The organism is Planomonospora sp. ID91781 (assembly GCF_015711595.1).
Classification (GTDB): Bacteria; Actinomycetota; Actinomycetes; order Streptosporangiales; family Streptosporangiaceae; genus Planomonospora; species Planomonospora parontospora.
Genome location: NZ_JABTEY010000001.1, coordinates 944,533 through 959,120 on the forward strand (window position 1 = coordinate 944,533; position 14,588 = coordinate 959,120).

Below are 14,588 nucleotides of genomic sequence, written 5' to 3' on the forward strand. Positions count from 1 at the left end.
CTCACAAGGGTCATCGACATCTGCCGCATAGGCTATTTTTCCCCTGTGCACAATAAACGCTAATCACGCCGATAAAAGATGTCCACATCGGCTGACGTAGATCTTTCTTGGTGTTCGGCGCATTCGGCGGTGTCGCGACCGTGCCCTATCGGGAGGACCCGGGGAGAGCGGGGGCGGCCCGGATCAGGGCACTTCCCAGTCGACCTCGGCGCTGCCGCTGACGCGGAGCTTGCGGCGGGCGCGCTCGTAGAAGGTCGTCGTCCCCAGCCGGACGACGCGGGCGGCGGCGCGCATCGCGGTGACGGTGAGCCGGTGCCCCGGCGGCAGGTGCCCGACGACCGCGCCGTCCACCTCCACGGCCAGCCGCCCGCTCGTGGGCAGGACGTCGAGGGCGACCTCCTCGTCCGCGGAGAGCACGATGGCCCTGTTGAACGTCGAGTGGGCCGCGGCGGGAACCACGAGGAACCCCTCGACGGTCGGGGAGACGATGGGACCGCCGGCGGAGAAGCTGTAGGCCGTCGACCCCGTGGAGGTCGCCACGATGACGGCGTCGGAGGCGTAGCGGACGAAGGGGTGTCCCTGCACCGAGACCGCGACCTCGGACAGCCCGTGACCGGGGGTGCGCACCAGGGCGATGTCGTTGAACGCGGTCACCGTCGCCCCTTCCGGCAGGGTCGTCCGCACGGCCATGCGGGGCTCGACGGCGTACTGGTTGCCGTCGATGGCCGACAGCGCGGCCGACAGCTCGTCCACGTCGATCTCGGCGAGGAAGCCGAGCCGTCCGAGGTTCACGCCGAGCACGGGGGTCGGCCGCCCGGCGATGAGCCGCATGGTGCGCAGCATCGTCCCGTCGCCACCCAGGCTGACGAGCAGGTCGGCGCGATCGACCAGGGTGGCGCCGTCGACCGCGATCGCACTGCAGTCGATGCGCCCCACCTCCTCGGGCGACCCGAGCACCGTGACGTTCCGGGAGCGGGCCCACTCGATGATCGTGTCGATGGCCGTCTTCGAGTCGCGCCGCGGGTGCAGTACGAGTCCCACTGTCTCAACCATGCCCATGGGGACACCGTACGGCCGCCCGGATGATCGCAGGGCGGTCCTCCCGGACCGGAGCCGGACGTGGCGCGGAGGCGGCGCGGAGGCGGGACGACCCGCCGCGCCGTACATGATCCGGGAGCGCGGTGGCAGGGGGAGGGCGGCCCGGGCCCGCGCGGCCGGGGAATGAAAGCCGGACGGAACCGGCTGATCGTGGCAGCAGGAGAGACCGAGGAGACTGTGATGACCGTCAGCATCGCGTTCGTGCCCGAGAAGGACCTCTTCGAGGCCAAGGTGGACGGCGAGCACGCGGGACAACTGGAGTTCACCCGGCGGGACGGCGTGATCGTCTACACCCACACCGAGGTGGATCCCGCGTTCGAGGGCCGGGGTGTGGGCAGCGCGCTCGCCCGCGCGGCGCTGGACGCGGCGCGCGCCGAGGGGGCGCGGGTACGGCCCCGCTGCTCGTTCGTGAAGAACTGGATCGACCGGCACCCCACCTACGCCGGGCTGGTCGAGGAGGCCTGACTACCCGGCCGGGCGCGTCCGCCCACGACCGGTGCGGGCCGAGACCGGGCCCGGTCAGGCACGCCACCGCGGGGCCGTACGAAGCCACGACCGGTGCGGGCCGGGACCAGACCACCTGGCGTTCGCACGGGCAGCCCGGAGAACGAGGACGGCGAGGACGGCCACGCGGCGGGCCCGTGGCGGATCGTGATGCCGTGAACGCCCAGGGTGTGGAATCGTGATGAAAATCACGCAGTGCGCGCAGATTCGCCGCTCTGGGATCAAGCGCCTTCCTGGCCGGGCTGCCGTTCCTTGCTAGGCTGCAAGGAACCGTTTGGAACCGGGCGTTGTCTCACCCCGGCAGGTGAGACCGTCGAGAAGTGGGGTCACACCGTGAAGAAGCTGCTCGTTCTGGCGCTCGTCGCCCTTGGGGGGCTGCTGGTCTGGCGTAAGGTGCAGGCTGACCGCGCCGAGCTCGATCTGTGGACCGAGGCGACCGGCAGCGATAACTGACCGAAGCGGCTGCCGATCAAGGTGTGCCCACGGTCCTGAAGCAAGGTTGGGGGAATGGCACCCATCAAGCTTGCCTGTCTGGATCTGGCAGGCACCACGATCGGTGATGTCGCCATGGTCGAACGGGCGTTCGCCGAGGCGATCGCCACGCAGGGCATCGTGCCCGGGACCGGCGCGTACGCACGTGCCATGGTGCATGTGCACCGGTCCCGGGGCTGCCCCAAGATCGACGTTTTCCGGGGCATCTTCCCCGACAACGAGGCCCAGGCGCAGGCGGCCAACCTGACCTTCGAACGTTCCTACCAGGGCGCGATCGACCGTTCGGGACTCCTTCCCGTCCCGGGCACCGTGGAGGCGCTGGAGAAGCTCCAGGGCTCCGGCGTCAAGGTCTGCCTCATCACCGGATTCAGCCGGTCGACCCTCGACCACGTGCTGGCCGCGCTGAGCTGGTCCGACCGGATCGACCTGGCGCTGAGCCCGGAGGACACGGGCGGCCGGGGCCGTCCGAGGCCCGACATGGTGCTCACCGCGCTGCTGCGCCTCGGCGTCGAGGACGTCCGCGAGGTCGCGGTCGCGGGCGACTCGGAGAGCGACATGCTCTGCGGCCGCCGGGCGGGCGCTTCGGTGATCGCCGGCGTCCTGACCGGGAGCCACAGCCGGGAGCGGCTCGTCAAGGGCGGCGCCACCCACGTCCTGGACTCCATCGCCGACTTCCCCGGCCTCGTCCTCGGCGACGACCTGACCGCGCACCGCACTCCCGCCTCCTCCGTCCGCTGACGTCCCCGGCGCTGGCGCCGGCCGACCGGAAGGCCGTACGGCGTGCGCGCAGCGCCACTCCGTGAGCGGGACGTATCGCACCTCGCAGCGTTCGGCCGAAGCCGTCGGACGAAGCCTCCGATCGGAACGGCCGGCCACGACCTGCCGGTCCTGCCTGGGACGACCAGGTGCTCGGTCCCGTACGACCTGCTGCCCCGGGGCCGGTGTCGCCCCCGGGGCCACAGAGCGGATCGTGGATCGGCGTCCGTGCCGACGGGAGCGTTATATGCTGTCCTGGCGGTGTGCGATGAGCACGGACTCGCCGTTCACGGTGTTTCCTCGGGTCACGTCACCCGCAGAGGGGCCTTAGCTCAGTTGGCAGAGCGCCTGCTTTGCAAGCAGGATGTCAGGAGTTCGAATCTCCTAGGCTCCACCACCTCCACGACACGAAAAAGCCCAGGTCAGGCACGGTTGCCTCACCTGGGCTTTGATCTTCATTCGGTCTCGTCCGGCTCCCGTGCCCGTTGCGTGCCCGATCGCTCCCCGAGTGCCCCACGGGCGAGGCCGTCGAGCTTGCGGGCGACTTCCCGTTGCCGCTCGTCCGTCGAGTGTTGATAGATCATCGCGGCGCGCGTGCTGGAGTGGCCCATGCGCTCCATCAGTTCCCGGATCGACGCCCCGGCGCTCGCGGTGAGGGTGTTGCCGGTGTGCCGCAGGTCGTGAAAGTGGATCTTCGGAAGGCCCGTGTCCTTGAGCGCCTGACTCCAGACACGGCGGTTGAAGTTGGTGTTGCGGAGCGGTCCGTCATCCGGACCCGCGAAGATCAGACCCTTGTCCCCGTCCTGGGTGAAGTCCTTCACGTGCTCCCGCAGGTCCTTGATGATCAGTTCGGGGATCACCACCGTTCGCCTGCCTGCCGCGGACTTGGGTTCGGTGAAGACGAGGCCCTTGCCGGTGATCTGCATCAACTGGCGTTCCACCCGCACGGTTCCGGCGTCCAGATCGAGGTCTCGGCGCTGGAGGCCGGCCAGCTCGCCCCACCGCAGACTGCCGAAGGTCGCCAGGAGCACCAGCGCCCGGTAACGCGGTTCAATCGCGTCGGCGAGCTTGTAGACCTCGGCGATCGTGAGCACCGGGCGTTCCGGTGACTTCTCCTGACCGGCGCCCTTGATCCGGCACGGGTTCCGCTTGATGAGCTGGTCATCCACAGCTGTGGACAGAATCGCCTTCAGCAGCCGGTACGCCTTGGCGACGGTCACCTCACTGACCTTCGCGTCGAGCAGCTTCTTCCGCCACCGCCGGACCTGCGGGTCCTTGATCTCGTTCAGCGCCTTCTCCCCGAAGGTGGGGACGAGGTGAGCCCGGAGGAGGTAGCCGTACAGCTCGACCGTCCGGGGACGGAGGTTCGGCCGCTCCTCGATCCAGGCGCGGCCGTACTCGCCGAGCGTGATCTTCCCCGCGTCCGGGTCGATCCACTCACCGTCGAGGATCTCCGTCTCTTTCCTGGTCAGCCAGACCTCGGCGTCCTTCTTCGTCGCGAAGGTCTCCGGGGCCGGGCGGTCCACCCCGTCAGGGCCGGAGTAGCGAGCCTGCCACCGGCCCGAGGGCAGTTGCCGAACGCGGCCGAAGCGCCGCTTGGCGGGCTTCCTCTTGCGCGGCCGCCGGGGCTCTTCATCGGGCGCGGTGAGTGCGGTCTTGGCCATTACGCAGCCCTCCTGCGTCGCGTGGTGGTGATCGGCTCGACAAACCCCGCCGCGATGAACGCCTCAAGCGCCGCTTCGGGGATGCGGACGTTGCGCCCGATGTGGACGAAGGCGATCCGGCGTTCCTCGATCAGGCGACGCGGGAAACGGACCGTGGTGTTCAGCCGTTCGGCGGCTTCCTCGACGGTCAACAGCCGGCCCCGGGCCAACTCGGGAAGCGGAGAGGCAGGCTCGTTTTTCGTCATGCCGCCTCTCTCATCATCGAAGGGACTTGTCCGGCTGCTTTCTCTTGCAGGGCGAGGAGGGTTGCGCGCCACCGCTGGCGTTCGGCGACCATGCGCAGCAGCCGCAGGGCGAGTGAAGGCACGTCTCCGTCTCCGGCCGGGACGGGCTTCCAGAGGTAGCGGTGCGGGTCGATCGGTTCATCGGTCAGGCCGAGGGCCTCCAGGACCCAAGTACGCCGGTCGCGCTTGTGCTCGGCCAGGGTCTTGTTCGACCACTTCCGGGAGACCAGGACCCGGCGTCCGGCGTAGCCGAGGTGTTCGGGCTTGTGGGCCTTGCCCCGGCACCGACCCGGCGCCATGCCCGGCTTGGCGCCCTTGGGCTGCACGCCGTAGCGCAGCCAGTTCGGGCAGGCCGGTGAGCACGGTTCGTACCGGAGCGCTTCGACCAGCCGGGCCGCGTGGTCCCGCCGGGCAGCGTCGTCGGTATCGAGGCTCTCGCCGAGGGACTTGGTCAGGTACTTCGACAGGTAGCGGATGCACTGGTCGGCGTCCGGGGTGCCGGCCAAGACGCCTTGGACGTCGACCTGGTCGCCGAAGCGCAGCACGTGCAGGGGTTCGGCGTCCTCGTCGGCGTCGAGCCGGTCGAGGGCCTCATTCCAGGTCGGCAGCAGCTCTCCCGTTGCGGGGTCGATGTAGTCGCCGTTCTGCCCGTCCGGGTAGGTGCCGCCCTCGGGGAGATCAGCCCGTGGCGTCCACACCGGCAGGTGGTCGCCCTCGAAGCGGATCTCATCGACGGTTGGCCACCACACCTGGTGATAGGTCGCGGCGGCGATCTGCTTGATCTCCGCGCGGGGCAGGGTTCCGCGCACCGCCATGTGCAGATGCGGGGCGAGCCGCTTCTGAGGCTCCACGGATGCGAAGTACTGCACGTCGTATCCGGCGACGCGGCGGAGGTTCTGCACGAACCGGTCGACCAGCTTGGAGAAGTGCAGCGCGTCCCGAGCCGCCCGCCGGTAGTCGTAGGTGGCCGGGTCGACCGGCACGCCCTGGCCGGCCCGGATCCGGCCGTAGGACGGCAGGGTGAGGGTGATGAACATCGACGGCCGGTAGACCTTTCCGTCCGTGCCGGTGAAGGTCCGCCCGAGCGTGGTGTGCTGCATGGCCCGCTTGGGCAGGTCCGGGGCGTCCTGCCGCCGCCGGGTCGACCGGGAGCGCTTGCCCGCGTTGCGGCCGGACAGGCTGCCGCGTATCCCGGCCGCGCGGATCTCCTCATCGATCCCGGTGATCGCCTCGTCCCAGTCGGCGACCTCCTCGGGTGTACCGTCACGTTCCGCCGCGTCCCGCTTGGCCTGCACGTCGGCACGGAACTCGATCAGCCACCGCTGCTGCTCGTCTGCCTCGTCCGGCGTGCTGGCCGGTTCGGCGTCCAGGTGCCAGCCCTCCCGGCACTGGGCCATGCGCAGGTAGCGGTTGCGCTTGGCGCACGGCGGGCACACGGTCTCCCGGGTGGCCCCGCACGGGACGTTGACGTCCTCGCTCTGCCCGGTACGCACGTCGAGCCGCCGCAGCACGATCGGCCGGATGCACACGCCGTTGTGCTTGGCGATCTCCACCGCCACGTCCAGCGCGACCGGCATCCGCTGCCGCTGCGCCCGGGAGATGGAACGGTCGGTCGTCGGGGCGGTCATTCGTTCACCTCCTCACGGTGGATCTCGGCCAGGTCCGCCGCCAGCCGATAGACGGCCCCGTACGGGTCGGTGCTGATGGAGGGGTTGGACAGTTCGAAGGCCACCACCCTCTGCGTACGGCGAGGCCCCAGCAGCGCCAGGACGGGCCGCTCGCAGATGCGGGTGATCTCCTCGTCGGTGCCGTAGAAGCAGACCCTCATGCCGCCACCGCCTCGGCCATGGCGCGGATGTCGGCGTCGGAGACGTAGGCCGCGCGCACCCGGATCGGATCCGGGGAGGCTTCCAGGCGGACGTAGCCGACGCCCGCGCCCTGCTGCGGGATCGGGGAGATGTGGTCGGCCAGCGCGCCCCGGTCCCGGGCGCCGTCGCCGAGCACCATGTCCACCTGTTCGGACTCATCGAGCCGGATAGCGATCTTGTCGGGGAACAGGTTCCGGATGGTGAGCACGTCCTTGCGCGGGTCCTGGAGCGCCGCCATCACCCCGACCCCGACCGCCCGCCCTTGCGTGGTGAGCGTGGCCAGCGCGGCGGAGATGCGCTGCTTCAAGGCCCGGTCGGACTGGTAGGCGGTCAGGAACGCCACCTCGTCGACGACCACCAGGACGAACGGGTCCTCCGGTGTCGGGGTGTGGGAGCGCTGTTGGCCGGCGAACCGGTCGGCCCGCTCCTGCATCACCGCCACGGCCGCGTCCAGCAGGTCGGCGCACTGCTCCGGGGTCGCCGCGTAGCGCTCGCCGAACAGGGCACGGCCGAAGGACAGCTCCATGCGCTTGGGATCGAGCGCCCAGATCTGCACCAGGCCCGCACGGACGGCGGGAAGCAGACCGCGGATGGTCGACCAGATGACCGAGCCCTTGCCCGCTCCGGTGGCCCCGGCGACGAGGACATGGGTGCCGTGGACCTTGAGCAGCCACGGGGAGCCGTCCTCGCGGGTGCCGACTCGCACCGGCCCCACGGATACCTCTTCCGGGATCGGCATCGCCGGAAGCGGTGTGATCAGGGGATCATGCCGGGGGAAGACGAGCACCAGGCGGCCCGCCCGCGCGATCGAGACCCGGCAGGAGCGCGCGCCGAAGCCGTGCGCCAGGTGGTCGGTGCGGTCGGCCCAGTCCTTGACCGCCTGACCGTGCAGCATCTTGACCGTCACGACGTCGGCCCAGGAGGTGCAATGCACCCGCACCAGGTGGGGGAGGTAGTCCCGGCCGCGCAGGTGTCGCCCGAGCCCGGAGACGACCATCACGGCCTGCCAGTGCCGCCGGTAGATCCACACGAAGCGCCAGAAGGCCAGCAGTGGCCAGCCGACCAGCCGCAGGAACGAGGGCCGGTGCACCGAGCACCACAGCGCCAGCGTGGTCACGGCCGCCGCGATCAGGACCAGGCCCGTCCGCCAGCCGTACAGCCAGGCCACCGCGCACGGGATGGCGACGACGGCCGAGGCGATCGGGTGCCGCCACAGCAGTCGGACCAGACCGGCGAGCAGCCGAGCCGTGAAGATGACGAGCGTGACGAACGCCGGGGTCCGCACCACAGCGGGGCGGAACACCACGGCGGTATCAGGGGTGGTGGAGACGAGGTGCTGTGCCTCGTCACCGGGCATCTTCTTGAACATTAGACTTCAGTCCTCTCTTGAATCGCATCTGGGGAGACCAGGGGCCGCCGGAATGCCAGTTCCAGCGGCCCCGCTTTCGTTGTCAGGCCGCGATGTCCTTGCCGGCCGGGGCGTGCTTGGCCGGTCCGGCGGTGCGGGGAGCCCGCATGGACGTGGCCCGGATGGAGTAGGCCAGGCGGCCGGTGGACTGGTTGACGTACGGGGTGACGGTCATGCCGTCGAACTCGACCGGGGTGATCGGCAGGCCGGGCACCGGGGGCGGGGGAACCGGCTGGACCGGGGCGAGGATCTTGACCGCCACCGTCTTCTGGCTGATCTTGACGGCCGGGTCGGCGTCCATGACGGCGATCTGCCAGACGAGTTCGCCGGTGGTCTTGTCCTTGGCGTAGACGGTCCGGCCGTTGGTCGAGGCGTCGAAGTCCTTGACCTGCTCGACCTCGCCGACGAGGTAGCAGCCGTGCGGGAAGACCTGGTCGAAGCTGACGGGGATGGGTCCCTGAAGGGCCATGACATGTACTCCTAGCTTTACAGAAGGCGCTTGTTTTTCAACCTGACCTATCAGGTTGCTCCACAAAGATAGGTCGCCCAACCTGTCATGTCAAGTTGAGTTACAGAGGAGATCGGTCAGGTGATGTCAGGTCAGGGGGTAGGCGTCACGCAGTTCGTGACGATCCCCCGGAAGGACCGCGTCGACGAGCTGGAGCGCCTTGCCGTCGGCGTCATGTCCGGTCACCACGAGGTTCAGCACAGGCGCACCGGCCGGCATCTTCAGGGCGTGCGCCTCCTCCGCCGTGGCCGAACGCGCGAGGGTGCGCTCCATGGCGTAGTCCAGCCGCAGCCGCTTACGGCCGTACAGATGGCGCCGGATTCCCTCGTCCATCGGTTCGGGCGAGGTCAGCTTGGTCCCGGTGACCAGGTCGATGGGGAACCACGCCGACACCAGCTCTATGGGGCCGTCCTCATCGCTCAGGACGTACTGCCGCAGGAAAGCCTTGGACCCGGCGGGCAGCTCAAGCAGGGTGGTGACCCGGACAGGGGCAACGATGATGCCGGCTTGCAGCAGTTCGGCCGAGGACTCCGATTCGGCCAGATCGAGAAGACGCTGACCCGGGTATGCGCGCTCCAGGTTCAGCGCGGGCACCTTCCCGCGCACGAACGAACCGCGCCCCGTCTGGGACTCGATCAGGCCCTCTTGGCGGAGCAGCCGCAGCGCCTCGATCACCGTGGGCCGCGACACGTCGAACTCGGCGACAAGCTGGCTTTGGGAGGGCAGCATCATCCCCGGCGGATAGGTCCCGTCCGCGATGCGTGACCGCAAAGCGTTCAGCACCCGCTCGTACTTGAGGCCGTCCCCGCGTGGAGCTGCCATTACAACCGCCTTACCAGCTTTAACATGTTCTATCAGGTTGAGCGTAGCATCAGGGTCCGGATCTTCCACCCCTCGCATGAACATGGAAGGCCCGGCAAGCCTGGGTGTGGGAGGGCAGGCTTACCGGGCCAGGGACGCGGAGGCGAAGGACACACCGGGGCGTCGGACGCACGCCCGCAGCGGTCAACCTCGCTGCCGCGCCTGCTCCGGCGGATCGTCGGTGACCAGATCGAGCACCTCACCCGGCACACTGACCGTCCGGCACTGCTCTTCGATGCGCTTCTCGGCCGCCAGACGGCCGGCCAACTCCTCCAGGGTCCGGCCGCACCGCACGTAGGACAGCCCGCGGCGCATGCTCTCCTGGGACAGGTCGTCTCGGCGCACCGCGTACCACCCGCCTCCCAAAGCCGCCGAGATCCTCCACCGCCTGCCGTAGACGGCGTTCAGCTCGTTGACGGTCACGCCGATCACCTCGGCTGCGCAGGCGCGGCGAGATGCTGCCCGCGCAGGTCGACCGGTCGCCGATCGTCCGGGAGCACGCATTGGACCTCTTCGACCAGCTTCGACGACGGGTGAGCGCCACGCAGCTCCGCATACCGGACGGCGACCCGGCGAGCGGCCGTCAGCGGATCACTCACCGGACTGTAGGCATAAAGCCGACGCCCGCGCGCCGAGGTGTTCCCCGACCACCAGTGATAGGAGACCCCGTTCGTCCAGACGACCAGGTCGATCCAGACCGAAACCAATGCGACCCCGGCACCGCAGTGAATATCAGCGGGCATTCCCAGATTGCGCAGTTCCTCAGCGAGGCGCGCGGCGGCATATGAAGGATCGCCAGTCGCGGACTCAGCCGGTCGCCACCAAACAAGTGTGTCTGTCATGTTCCCTGCCGTCCGGTTCCGGAGCAGTCGAAGCAATCACTGCGCGTTCTCCGCGCACGTCGACCATCGATGACCTGCACGCCGTAGGCCGCGCTCACCTGCGCATATCGCCACCCCTTGCCCCGGCAGGCCGAGCAGCAGCCCTCCTGGCCGGTCTCGCGTGTGCCCGTCGTGTCCACTCCTTTTCCTCCGTCGTCATGGACGTTTTCTCGGTATGCCGAGACACTAGGAAGCAGTGGCCGCTCCGCCCCGGAAAAGAATTCCGGGGTCCCCGAGTTATCCATGCGAGGCTGACCGGTATGCGAGGCATGACGGATCACCTGACCATCGGGGAACGCGTGGCGTGGTACCGCCGACGGCGCGGAATGTCACAGGAAGTCCTGGCCGGCCTTGTCGGCCGCACGGTCGATTGGCTCAGCAAGGTCGAGAACGACCGGATTGATCTCGACCGGCTGTCGGTCATCAAATCTCTGGCGGTCGCCCTGGACGTCGCCCTCGGCGACCTTCTCGCCGAGCCGTCCCTGCTCGACTGGAGCCCCGACAGCGGGGACCGCACCGTCCCGGCTCTGCGGGCGGCGATCACCGATTACCGCCAGCTCACCCCGCTCGCCGCTCTCGCCCAGGCGCACGAGCCGCCCAGCCTCACCGAGCTGCGCAGCGAGATCGCCGACGTCTGGCACGCCTACCAGGCATCCCGGTACGGCCTCGTGGTCCGCCGCCTTCCGGCCCTGCTCGCCGAGGCCCACCACGCCGCCGGCGCCTACCAGGGAGACCGGCACACTCAGGCGCTCAGCCTGCTGGGCCAGACCTACCACGCAGCCGCCACCATCCTCGTCAAGGTCGGGGAGACCGACCTCGCGTGGATCGCCGCCGAACGCGGTCTGACCTACGCCCAGAACTCCGGCGATCAGATCGTGGTCGCCTCACTCCTGCGCTCGGTCACCCACGCCCTGCTCTCCAACGGCCGCTACGACGCCGCCTCCCAACTGACCAACGACGCCGCCGGACTCCTCCAGTCAGATTTGTCCCAGGCCAGCCCGGAACTGCTGTCGGTGTACGGCACGCTCTTCCTCGCCGGATCGATGGCGTCCGCCCGCGCCGAGGATCGCACCACCACCCAAGCCTTCCTGAAGGAGGCCGCGGAGTCCGCCCGTCGCCTGGGTGGTGACGCCAACCACGTGTGGACCGCGTTCGGCCCGACCAACGTGGCCATCCACCAGGTGGCGACCGCCATCGAGTTAGGAGACGTCCAGGTAGCCATCGACCTCGGTCCCGGCCTGGACACCAGCGCTCTGCCGATCGAGCGCCGCGCCCGTCACGGGATTGCCGTCGCGCAGGCGTTCAGCCTGTGGAACCGCACCGACGAGGCGTTGGAGGCACTCCTTCAGGCCGAGCACCTGGCCCCCGAGCAGATCCGCCACCACTACCTCAGCCGCCAACTCGTCCTGAGCTGGATCCGCCGGCAGAAGGGCAAGCCCAGCCACCGGCTCAGCGACCTGGCCCGCCGCCTGCGCGTCACCTGAGCCACCCTCCGCACGGGGCGGACTTCCCGTACCGTAGGGATCATGACCGGACAAGAGACCCCGCCCATGGCCACCCCCCGAGCCGCAGCCGGGGCACTCTTCTTCGACGAGCACGGCCGCCTGCTCCTGGTCCGCCCCCACTACAAGGACTACCGCGACCTTCCGGGCGGCTACATCGAACCCGGCGAGACCCCGTTCCAGGCGTGCGTGCGCGAAGTCCACGAAGAACTAGGCATCCAACCGCCGATCGGCGACCTGCTCGTGGTCGACTGGGCGCCCCATCCGCAGGAAGGCGACAAGGTCCTGTTCCTCTTCGACGGAGGGATCCTCAGCCCGAGCATGCGCGACAGCATCCGCCTCGGCGCCGACGAACTGGCCGGCTACGACTTCCACCCCGTCGAGGAACTGCCCGGCCTCCTGATCGAACGCCTCGCCCACCGTGTCACGGCCGCCGTCACCGCCCGCAGCCTCGGCCGCCCGCTGTACCTGGAGCACGGCCAGCAGTTGCCGAACTAATCTCCTTGGGATTGATCAGAAGAAGCGGCCTTGATCGGGGTAACGATGTCAGATGCTCTCGCACAACTCGTGTTGTCCTTCACGGATGAGGAGTTGGTCGTGAACCCGGAGGACGTGAACGCCGAGGCGCGCGGCAACCTGATGATGATTGACTTCGAGCCGGAAGACTTCGATCTGCCGTCCGTGGCGCAAGCCCTTGTCACAGTTGGTGCACACCTTCGTGCGCAGCTCATCGCAATCCCCAGGCCGATGACCTTTTACGCCTGGTACGACGAGCAGGCGGGCCAGCTGCGTTGCTCGGTGGCCTCTGTCGAGCCGGATGATCTGCCGTTCGGGGGCCGGTTTCAGCTCGTGGGGAGTCCTGCGCCTGTCCTCGCCTTGATGGCTGCTGACGCGCAGCCCGGAGTGGTGCCCTGGGAAGATCTGACGGAGGTCACCGCAGAGGAGAACGCAGACTCGGACGAGGAGACCAGACTGCCGTTCCCCGTGTTCGCTGTGAGACTGACGCGGTCCTGACGGGGCCGTTGCATTGCCGAATTGTTCTTATAGGTATCAAGGCGGCGGCGCGCCGCGCCGCCGCACGGCCCAGCGTCGCGGACCCCGGCCGCGCTGCGGCCTGGGGGCCGGTCACGGCCGGGGCCGCACTCGGGCCGCCCGCCGCACCGCATCCACGTCGCACCTACCGAACGCACCGCAGACAGGCCGCCCCGCCGGGAGGGCCCTGCGCTCTCGCGCTTACGGCGAGTCGCAGAGGCGCCGATCCATCGGCGGATTCGGCTCCGTCGGTAATCCGACGTCGCGGTTCGGTTCAGACGGGGACGCAGTGATCGCCGTGGCGGGTGGTCCCGGCGCGGCTGAAGACGGCTAGAGGCAGTTGGGGATAGAGGCCCGCCGGCAACAGGGCGATCTGTCGCCAGCCCAGGCGTTGGTAGAGCCGGGCGGCTGGGACATCAGGGGAAGTGATCAGCCACGTGGCAGGTCGGCCAGCGGTCGCTGCACTCAACAGGGCCCGCCCGAGACCGCGGCCCCGGGCATCGGGGTGGACGAACAACTCAGCCACCTCGAACGCATCGCGCATCAGGAGGCAGGCGGCATTTGGGCCAAGCGTGCCGATGATCGCCTCGTACAGGTGGTTGCCCGTCAGATCTGCCGGGGTGGGCCAGCCGTAGCACGCGCCGGTCAGCCGGTCGTTGTCTCGGGTGGTCCAGGCGGTGAAGCCGGGTCGAGTGAGCGACTGGGCGAGTCGGGCGGGATAGGCGCGCAGTTGCTCGGGGGTCTCCGACCAGGGCGGGACGCCATAGCAGCGTTCGTACAGTGCGATGATGTCGGCCGATAATCGTGAGGTGTCAGCGGCGTCGTGACGGTGGCACGAGTGGGACATCAGCGTCCTTGCTGCCGGGTCCGGCCGGTTCACGTCTCGGCCGCACCGAGAAACCGGCCGGGCGGGGGATAGGGTTCGGTACCCGCCCGCCGGTTGGACCATCACACAAGGAAGGCCGGCGGGCGGGCACCGGGTTCACGGAGCCCGGGATCCGGGCGGTGCCGTCAGGAAGCGGTGCCGGTGGCGTTCTTGGCGGCGGTGTAGCGGGCGATGACGTCGTTCCAGTTGATCAGGCCCCAGAGTTTTTCGACGTAGTCGGGGCGCACGTTGCGGTACTGCAGGTAGTAGGCGTGCTCCCAGGCGTCGAAGACCAGCAGCGGCGTGGTGTTCATGCCGACGTTGCCGTGGTGGTCGTAGACCTGCTCGACGACCAGGCGCCGCCCGAGCGGCTCCCAGGCGAGCACGCCCCAGCCGGAGCCCTGCACGGTCGCGGTAGCGGTGGTCAGCTGCTTCTGGAACGCCTCGAAGGAGCCGAAGTGCTCGGTGATGGCGTCGCCGAGCTCGCCGTCGGGGCGGTCGCCGCCGTCCGGGGACAGGTTCTGCCAGAAGATCGAGTGCAGGACGTGGCCGGACAGGTTGAAGGCGTAGGTCTTCTCCAGCCCAACGAGGTTGCCGAACTCGCCCTTGTCGCGGGCCTCGGCCAGGCGCTCCAGGGTGTCGTTGGCGCCCTTGACGTAGGCGGCGTGGTGCTTGGCGTGGTGCAGCTCCAGGATCTCCCCGGTGATCGCCGGCTCCAGGGCGGCGTAGTCATAGGGCATGTCCGGCAGGGTGTAGTTCCCCATCGGTGCGCTCCTTCGTGATCGTCGTAGATGCAACTTACTTGCAATAGCAGTATCTAAGCAACAATTCTTGATCTCGGGGAGACCACTCCGGTCCTCCATGC

18 protein-coding genes and 1 tRNA gene are annotated in these 14,588 nt (G+C 69.0%); 7 read left to right on the forward strand and 12 right to left on the reverse strand.

The genetic code is table 11. The features are described from left to right. Nucleotides 1-183: 183 nt before the first annotated feature. Nucleotides 184-1,059 (reverse strand): NAD(+)/NADH kinase, encoded by an 876-nt coding sequence (locus tag HS048_RS04305; RefSeq protein ID WP_191894501.1) that lies wholly within the window; start codon nucleotides 1,057-1,059, stop codon nucleotides 184-186. Between the two features lie 219 nt (nucleotides 1,060-1,278). On the opposite strand from HS048_RS04305, the gene HS048_RS04310 reads away from it, so the two are divergent. The 4 genes from HS048_RS04310 (at nucleotide 1,279) to HS048_RS04320 (ending at nucleotide 3,247) form a co-directional block, all read left to right on the forward strand. Continuing rightward, the gene (locus HS048_RS04310; RefSeq protein ID WP_068900216.1) at nucleotides 1,279-1,563 is read left to right on the forward strand and encodes a GNAT family N-acetyltransferase; all 285 of its coding nucleotides are present in this window, start codon (nucleotides 1,279-1,281) and stop codon (nucleotides 1,561-1,563) included. Nucleotides 1,564-1,935: 372 nt separating this feature from the next. Next, nucleotides 1,936-2,055 carry a DLW-39 family protein gene (locus HS048_RS36785; RefSeq protein ID WP_218061633.1) on the forward strand — a complete coding sequence of 40 codons (120 nt, stop codon included), beginning with the start codon at nucleotides 1,936-1,938 and terminating at the stop codon, nucleotides 2,053-2,055. A gap of 54 nt (nucleotides 2,056-2,109) precedes the next feature. Beyond that, entirely contained in the window at nucleotides 2,110-2,832 is a 723-nt protein-coding gene (locus tag HS048_RS04315; RefSeq protein ID WP_196466201.1) for an HAD-IA family hydrolase, read from the forward strand. A 339-nt stretch (nucleotides 2,833-3,171) separates the two neighbouring features. Then, nucleotides 3,172-3,247 (forward strand) — tRNA-Ala (locus tag HS048_RS04320). A 58-nt stretch (nucleotides 3,248-3,305) separates the two neighbouring features. On the opposite strand, the gene HS048_RS04325 is transcribed toward HS048_RS04320, so the two are convergent. The 9 genes from HS048_RS04325 to HS048_RS04365 form a co-directional block, all read right to left on the reverse strand. Then, nucleotides 3,306-4,514 carry a site-specific integrase gene (locus HS048_RS04325; RefSeq protein ID WP_196466202.1) on the reverse strand — a complete coding sequence of 403 codons (1,209 nt, stop codon included), beginning with the start codon at nucleotides 4,512-4,514 and terminating at the stop codon, nucleotides 3,306-3,308. Then, a complete protein-coding gene (locus tag HS048_RS04330; protein WP_196466203.1) occupies nucleotides 4,514-4,759 on the reverse strand; it encodes an excisionase family DNA-binding protein in 246 nt (81 codons plus the stop codon). The genes HS048_RS04325 and HS048_RS04330 overlap by 1 nt, the downstream gene beginning before the upstream one ends. Further along, nucleotides 4,756-6,426, reverse strand: coding sequence for a replication initiator (locus HS048_RS04335; protein WP_196466204.1), 1,671 nt, complete (start codon nucleotides 6,424-6,426; stop codon nucleotides 4,756-4,758). The genes HS048_RS04330 and HS048_RS04335 overlap by 4 nt, the downstream gene beginning before the upstream one ends. Continuing rightward, entirely contained in the window at nucleotides 6,423-6,626 is a 204-nt protein-coding gene (locus HS048_RS04340) for a hypothetical protein (RefSeq protein WP_196466205.1), read from the reverse strand. The genes HS048_RS04335 and HS048_RS04340 overlap by 4 nt, the downstream gene beginning before the upstream one ends. Next, complete coding sequence (locus HS048_RS04345) at nucleotides 6,623-8,035, reverse strand: FtsK/SpoIIIE domain-containing protein (RefSeq protein WP_196466206.1); 1,413 nt, start codon at nucleotides 8,033-8,035, stop codon at nucleotides 6,623-6,625. The genes HS048_RS04340 and HS048_RS04345 overlap by 4 nt, the downstream gene beginning before the upstream one ends. Nucleotides 8,036-8,117: 82 nt before the next feature. Further along, nucleotides 8,118-8,543, reverse strand: coding sequence for a plasmid replication, integration and excision activator (locus HS048_RS04350; RefSeq protein ID WP_196466207.1), 426 nt, complete (start codon nucleotides 8,541-8,543; stop codon nucleotides 8,118-8,120). A gap of 126 nt (nucleotides 8,544-8,669) precedes the next feature. Beyond that, entirely contained in the window at nucleotides 8,670-9,404 is a 735-nt protein-coding gene (locus HS048_RS04355; protein ID WP_191894509.1) for a GntR family transcriptional regulator, read from the reverse strand. Nucleotides 9,405-9,587: 183 nt separating this feature from the next. After that, nucleotides 9,588-9,866, reverse strand: coding sequence for a hypothetical protein (locus HS048_RS04360; RefSeq protein ID WP_196466208.1), 279 nt, complete (start codon nucleotides 9,864-9,866; stop codon nucleotides 9,588-9,590). 5 nt (nucleotides 9,867-9,871) lie between these two features. Beyond that, nucleotides 9,872-10,285 (reverse strand): hypothetical protein, encoded by a 414-nt coding sequence (locus HS048_RS04365; RefSeq protein WP_196466209.1) that lies wholly within the window; start codon nucleotides 10,283-10,285, stop codon nucleotides 9,872-9,874. Between the two features lie 308 nt (nucleotides 10,286-10,593). Here HS048_RS04365 and HS048_RS04370 point away from each other — a divergent pair, with 308 nt between their 5' ends. The 3 genes from HS048_RS04370 (at nucleotide 10,594) to HS048_RS04380 (ending at nucleotide 12,840) form a co-directional block, all read left to right on the forward strand. Continuing rightward, on the forward strand, nucleotides 10,594-11,808 hold the full coding sequence (locus HS048_RS04370) for a helix-turn-helix domain-containing protein (RefSeq protein WP_255529565.1): 1,215 nt from the start codon (nucleotides 10,594-10,596) through the stop codon (nucleotides 11,806-11,808). Between the two features lie 42 nt (nucleotides 11,809-11,850). Then, nucleotides 11,851-12,324, forward strand: a complete 474-nt coding sequence (locus HS048_RS04375) for an NUDIX hydrolase (protein ID WP_230880723.1) — start codon at nucleotides 11,851-11,853, stop codon at nucleotides 12,322-12,324. 99 nt (nucleotides 12,325-12,423) lie between these two features. Beyond that, nucleotides 12,424-12,840 (forward strand): hypothetical protein, encoded by a 417-nt coding sequence (locus HS048_RS04380; protein ID WP_196466211.1) that lies wholly within the window; start codon nucleotides 12,424-12,426, stop codon nucleotides 12,838-12,840. A gap of 292 nt (nucleotides 12,841-13,132) precedes the next feature. On the opposite strand, the gene HS048_RS04385 is transcribed toward HS048_RS04380, so the two are convergent. Together HS048_RS04385 and HS048_RS04390 are read right to left on the reverse strand one after the other, a co-directional pair. Further along, nucleotides 13,133-13,705, reverse strand: a complete 573-nt coding sequence (locus HS048_RS04385) for a GNAT family N-acetyltransferase (RefSeq protein WP_196466212.1) — start codon at nucleotides 13,703-13,705, stop codon at nucleotides 13,133-13,135. A gap of 164 nt (nucleotides 13,706-13,869) precedes the next feature. Then, nucleotides 13,870-14,487, reverse strand: a complete 618-nt coding sequence (locus HS048_RS04390; RefSeq protein ID WP_196466213.1) for a superoxide dismutase — start codon at nucleotides 14,485-14,487, stop codon at nucleotides 13,870-13,872. Nucleotides 14,488-14,588: the final 101 nt, after the last annotated feature.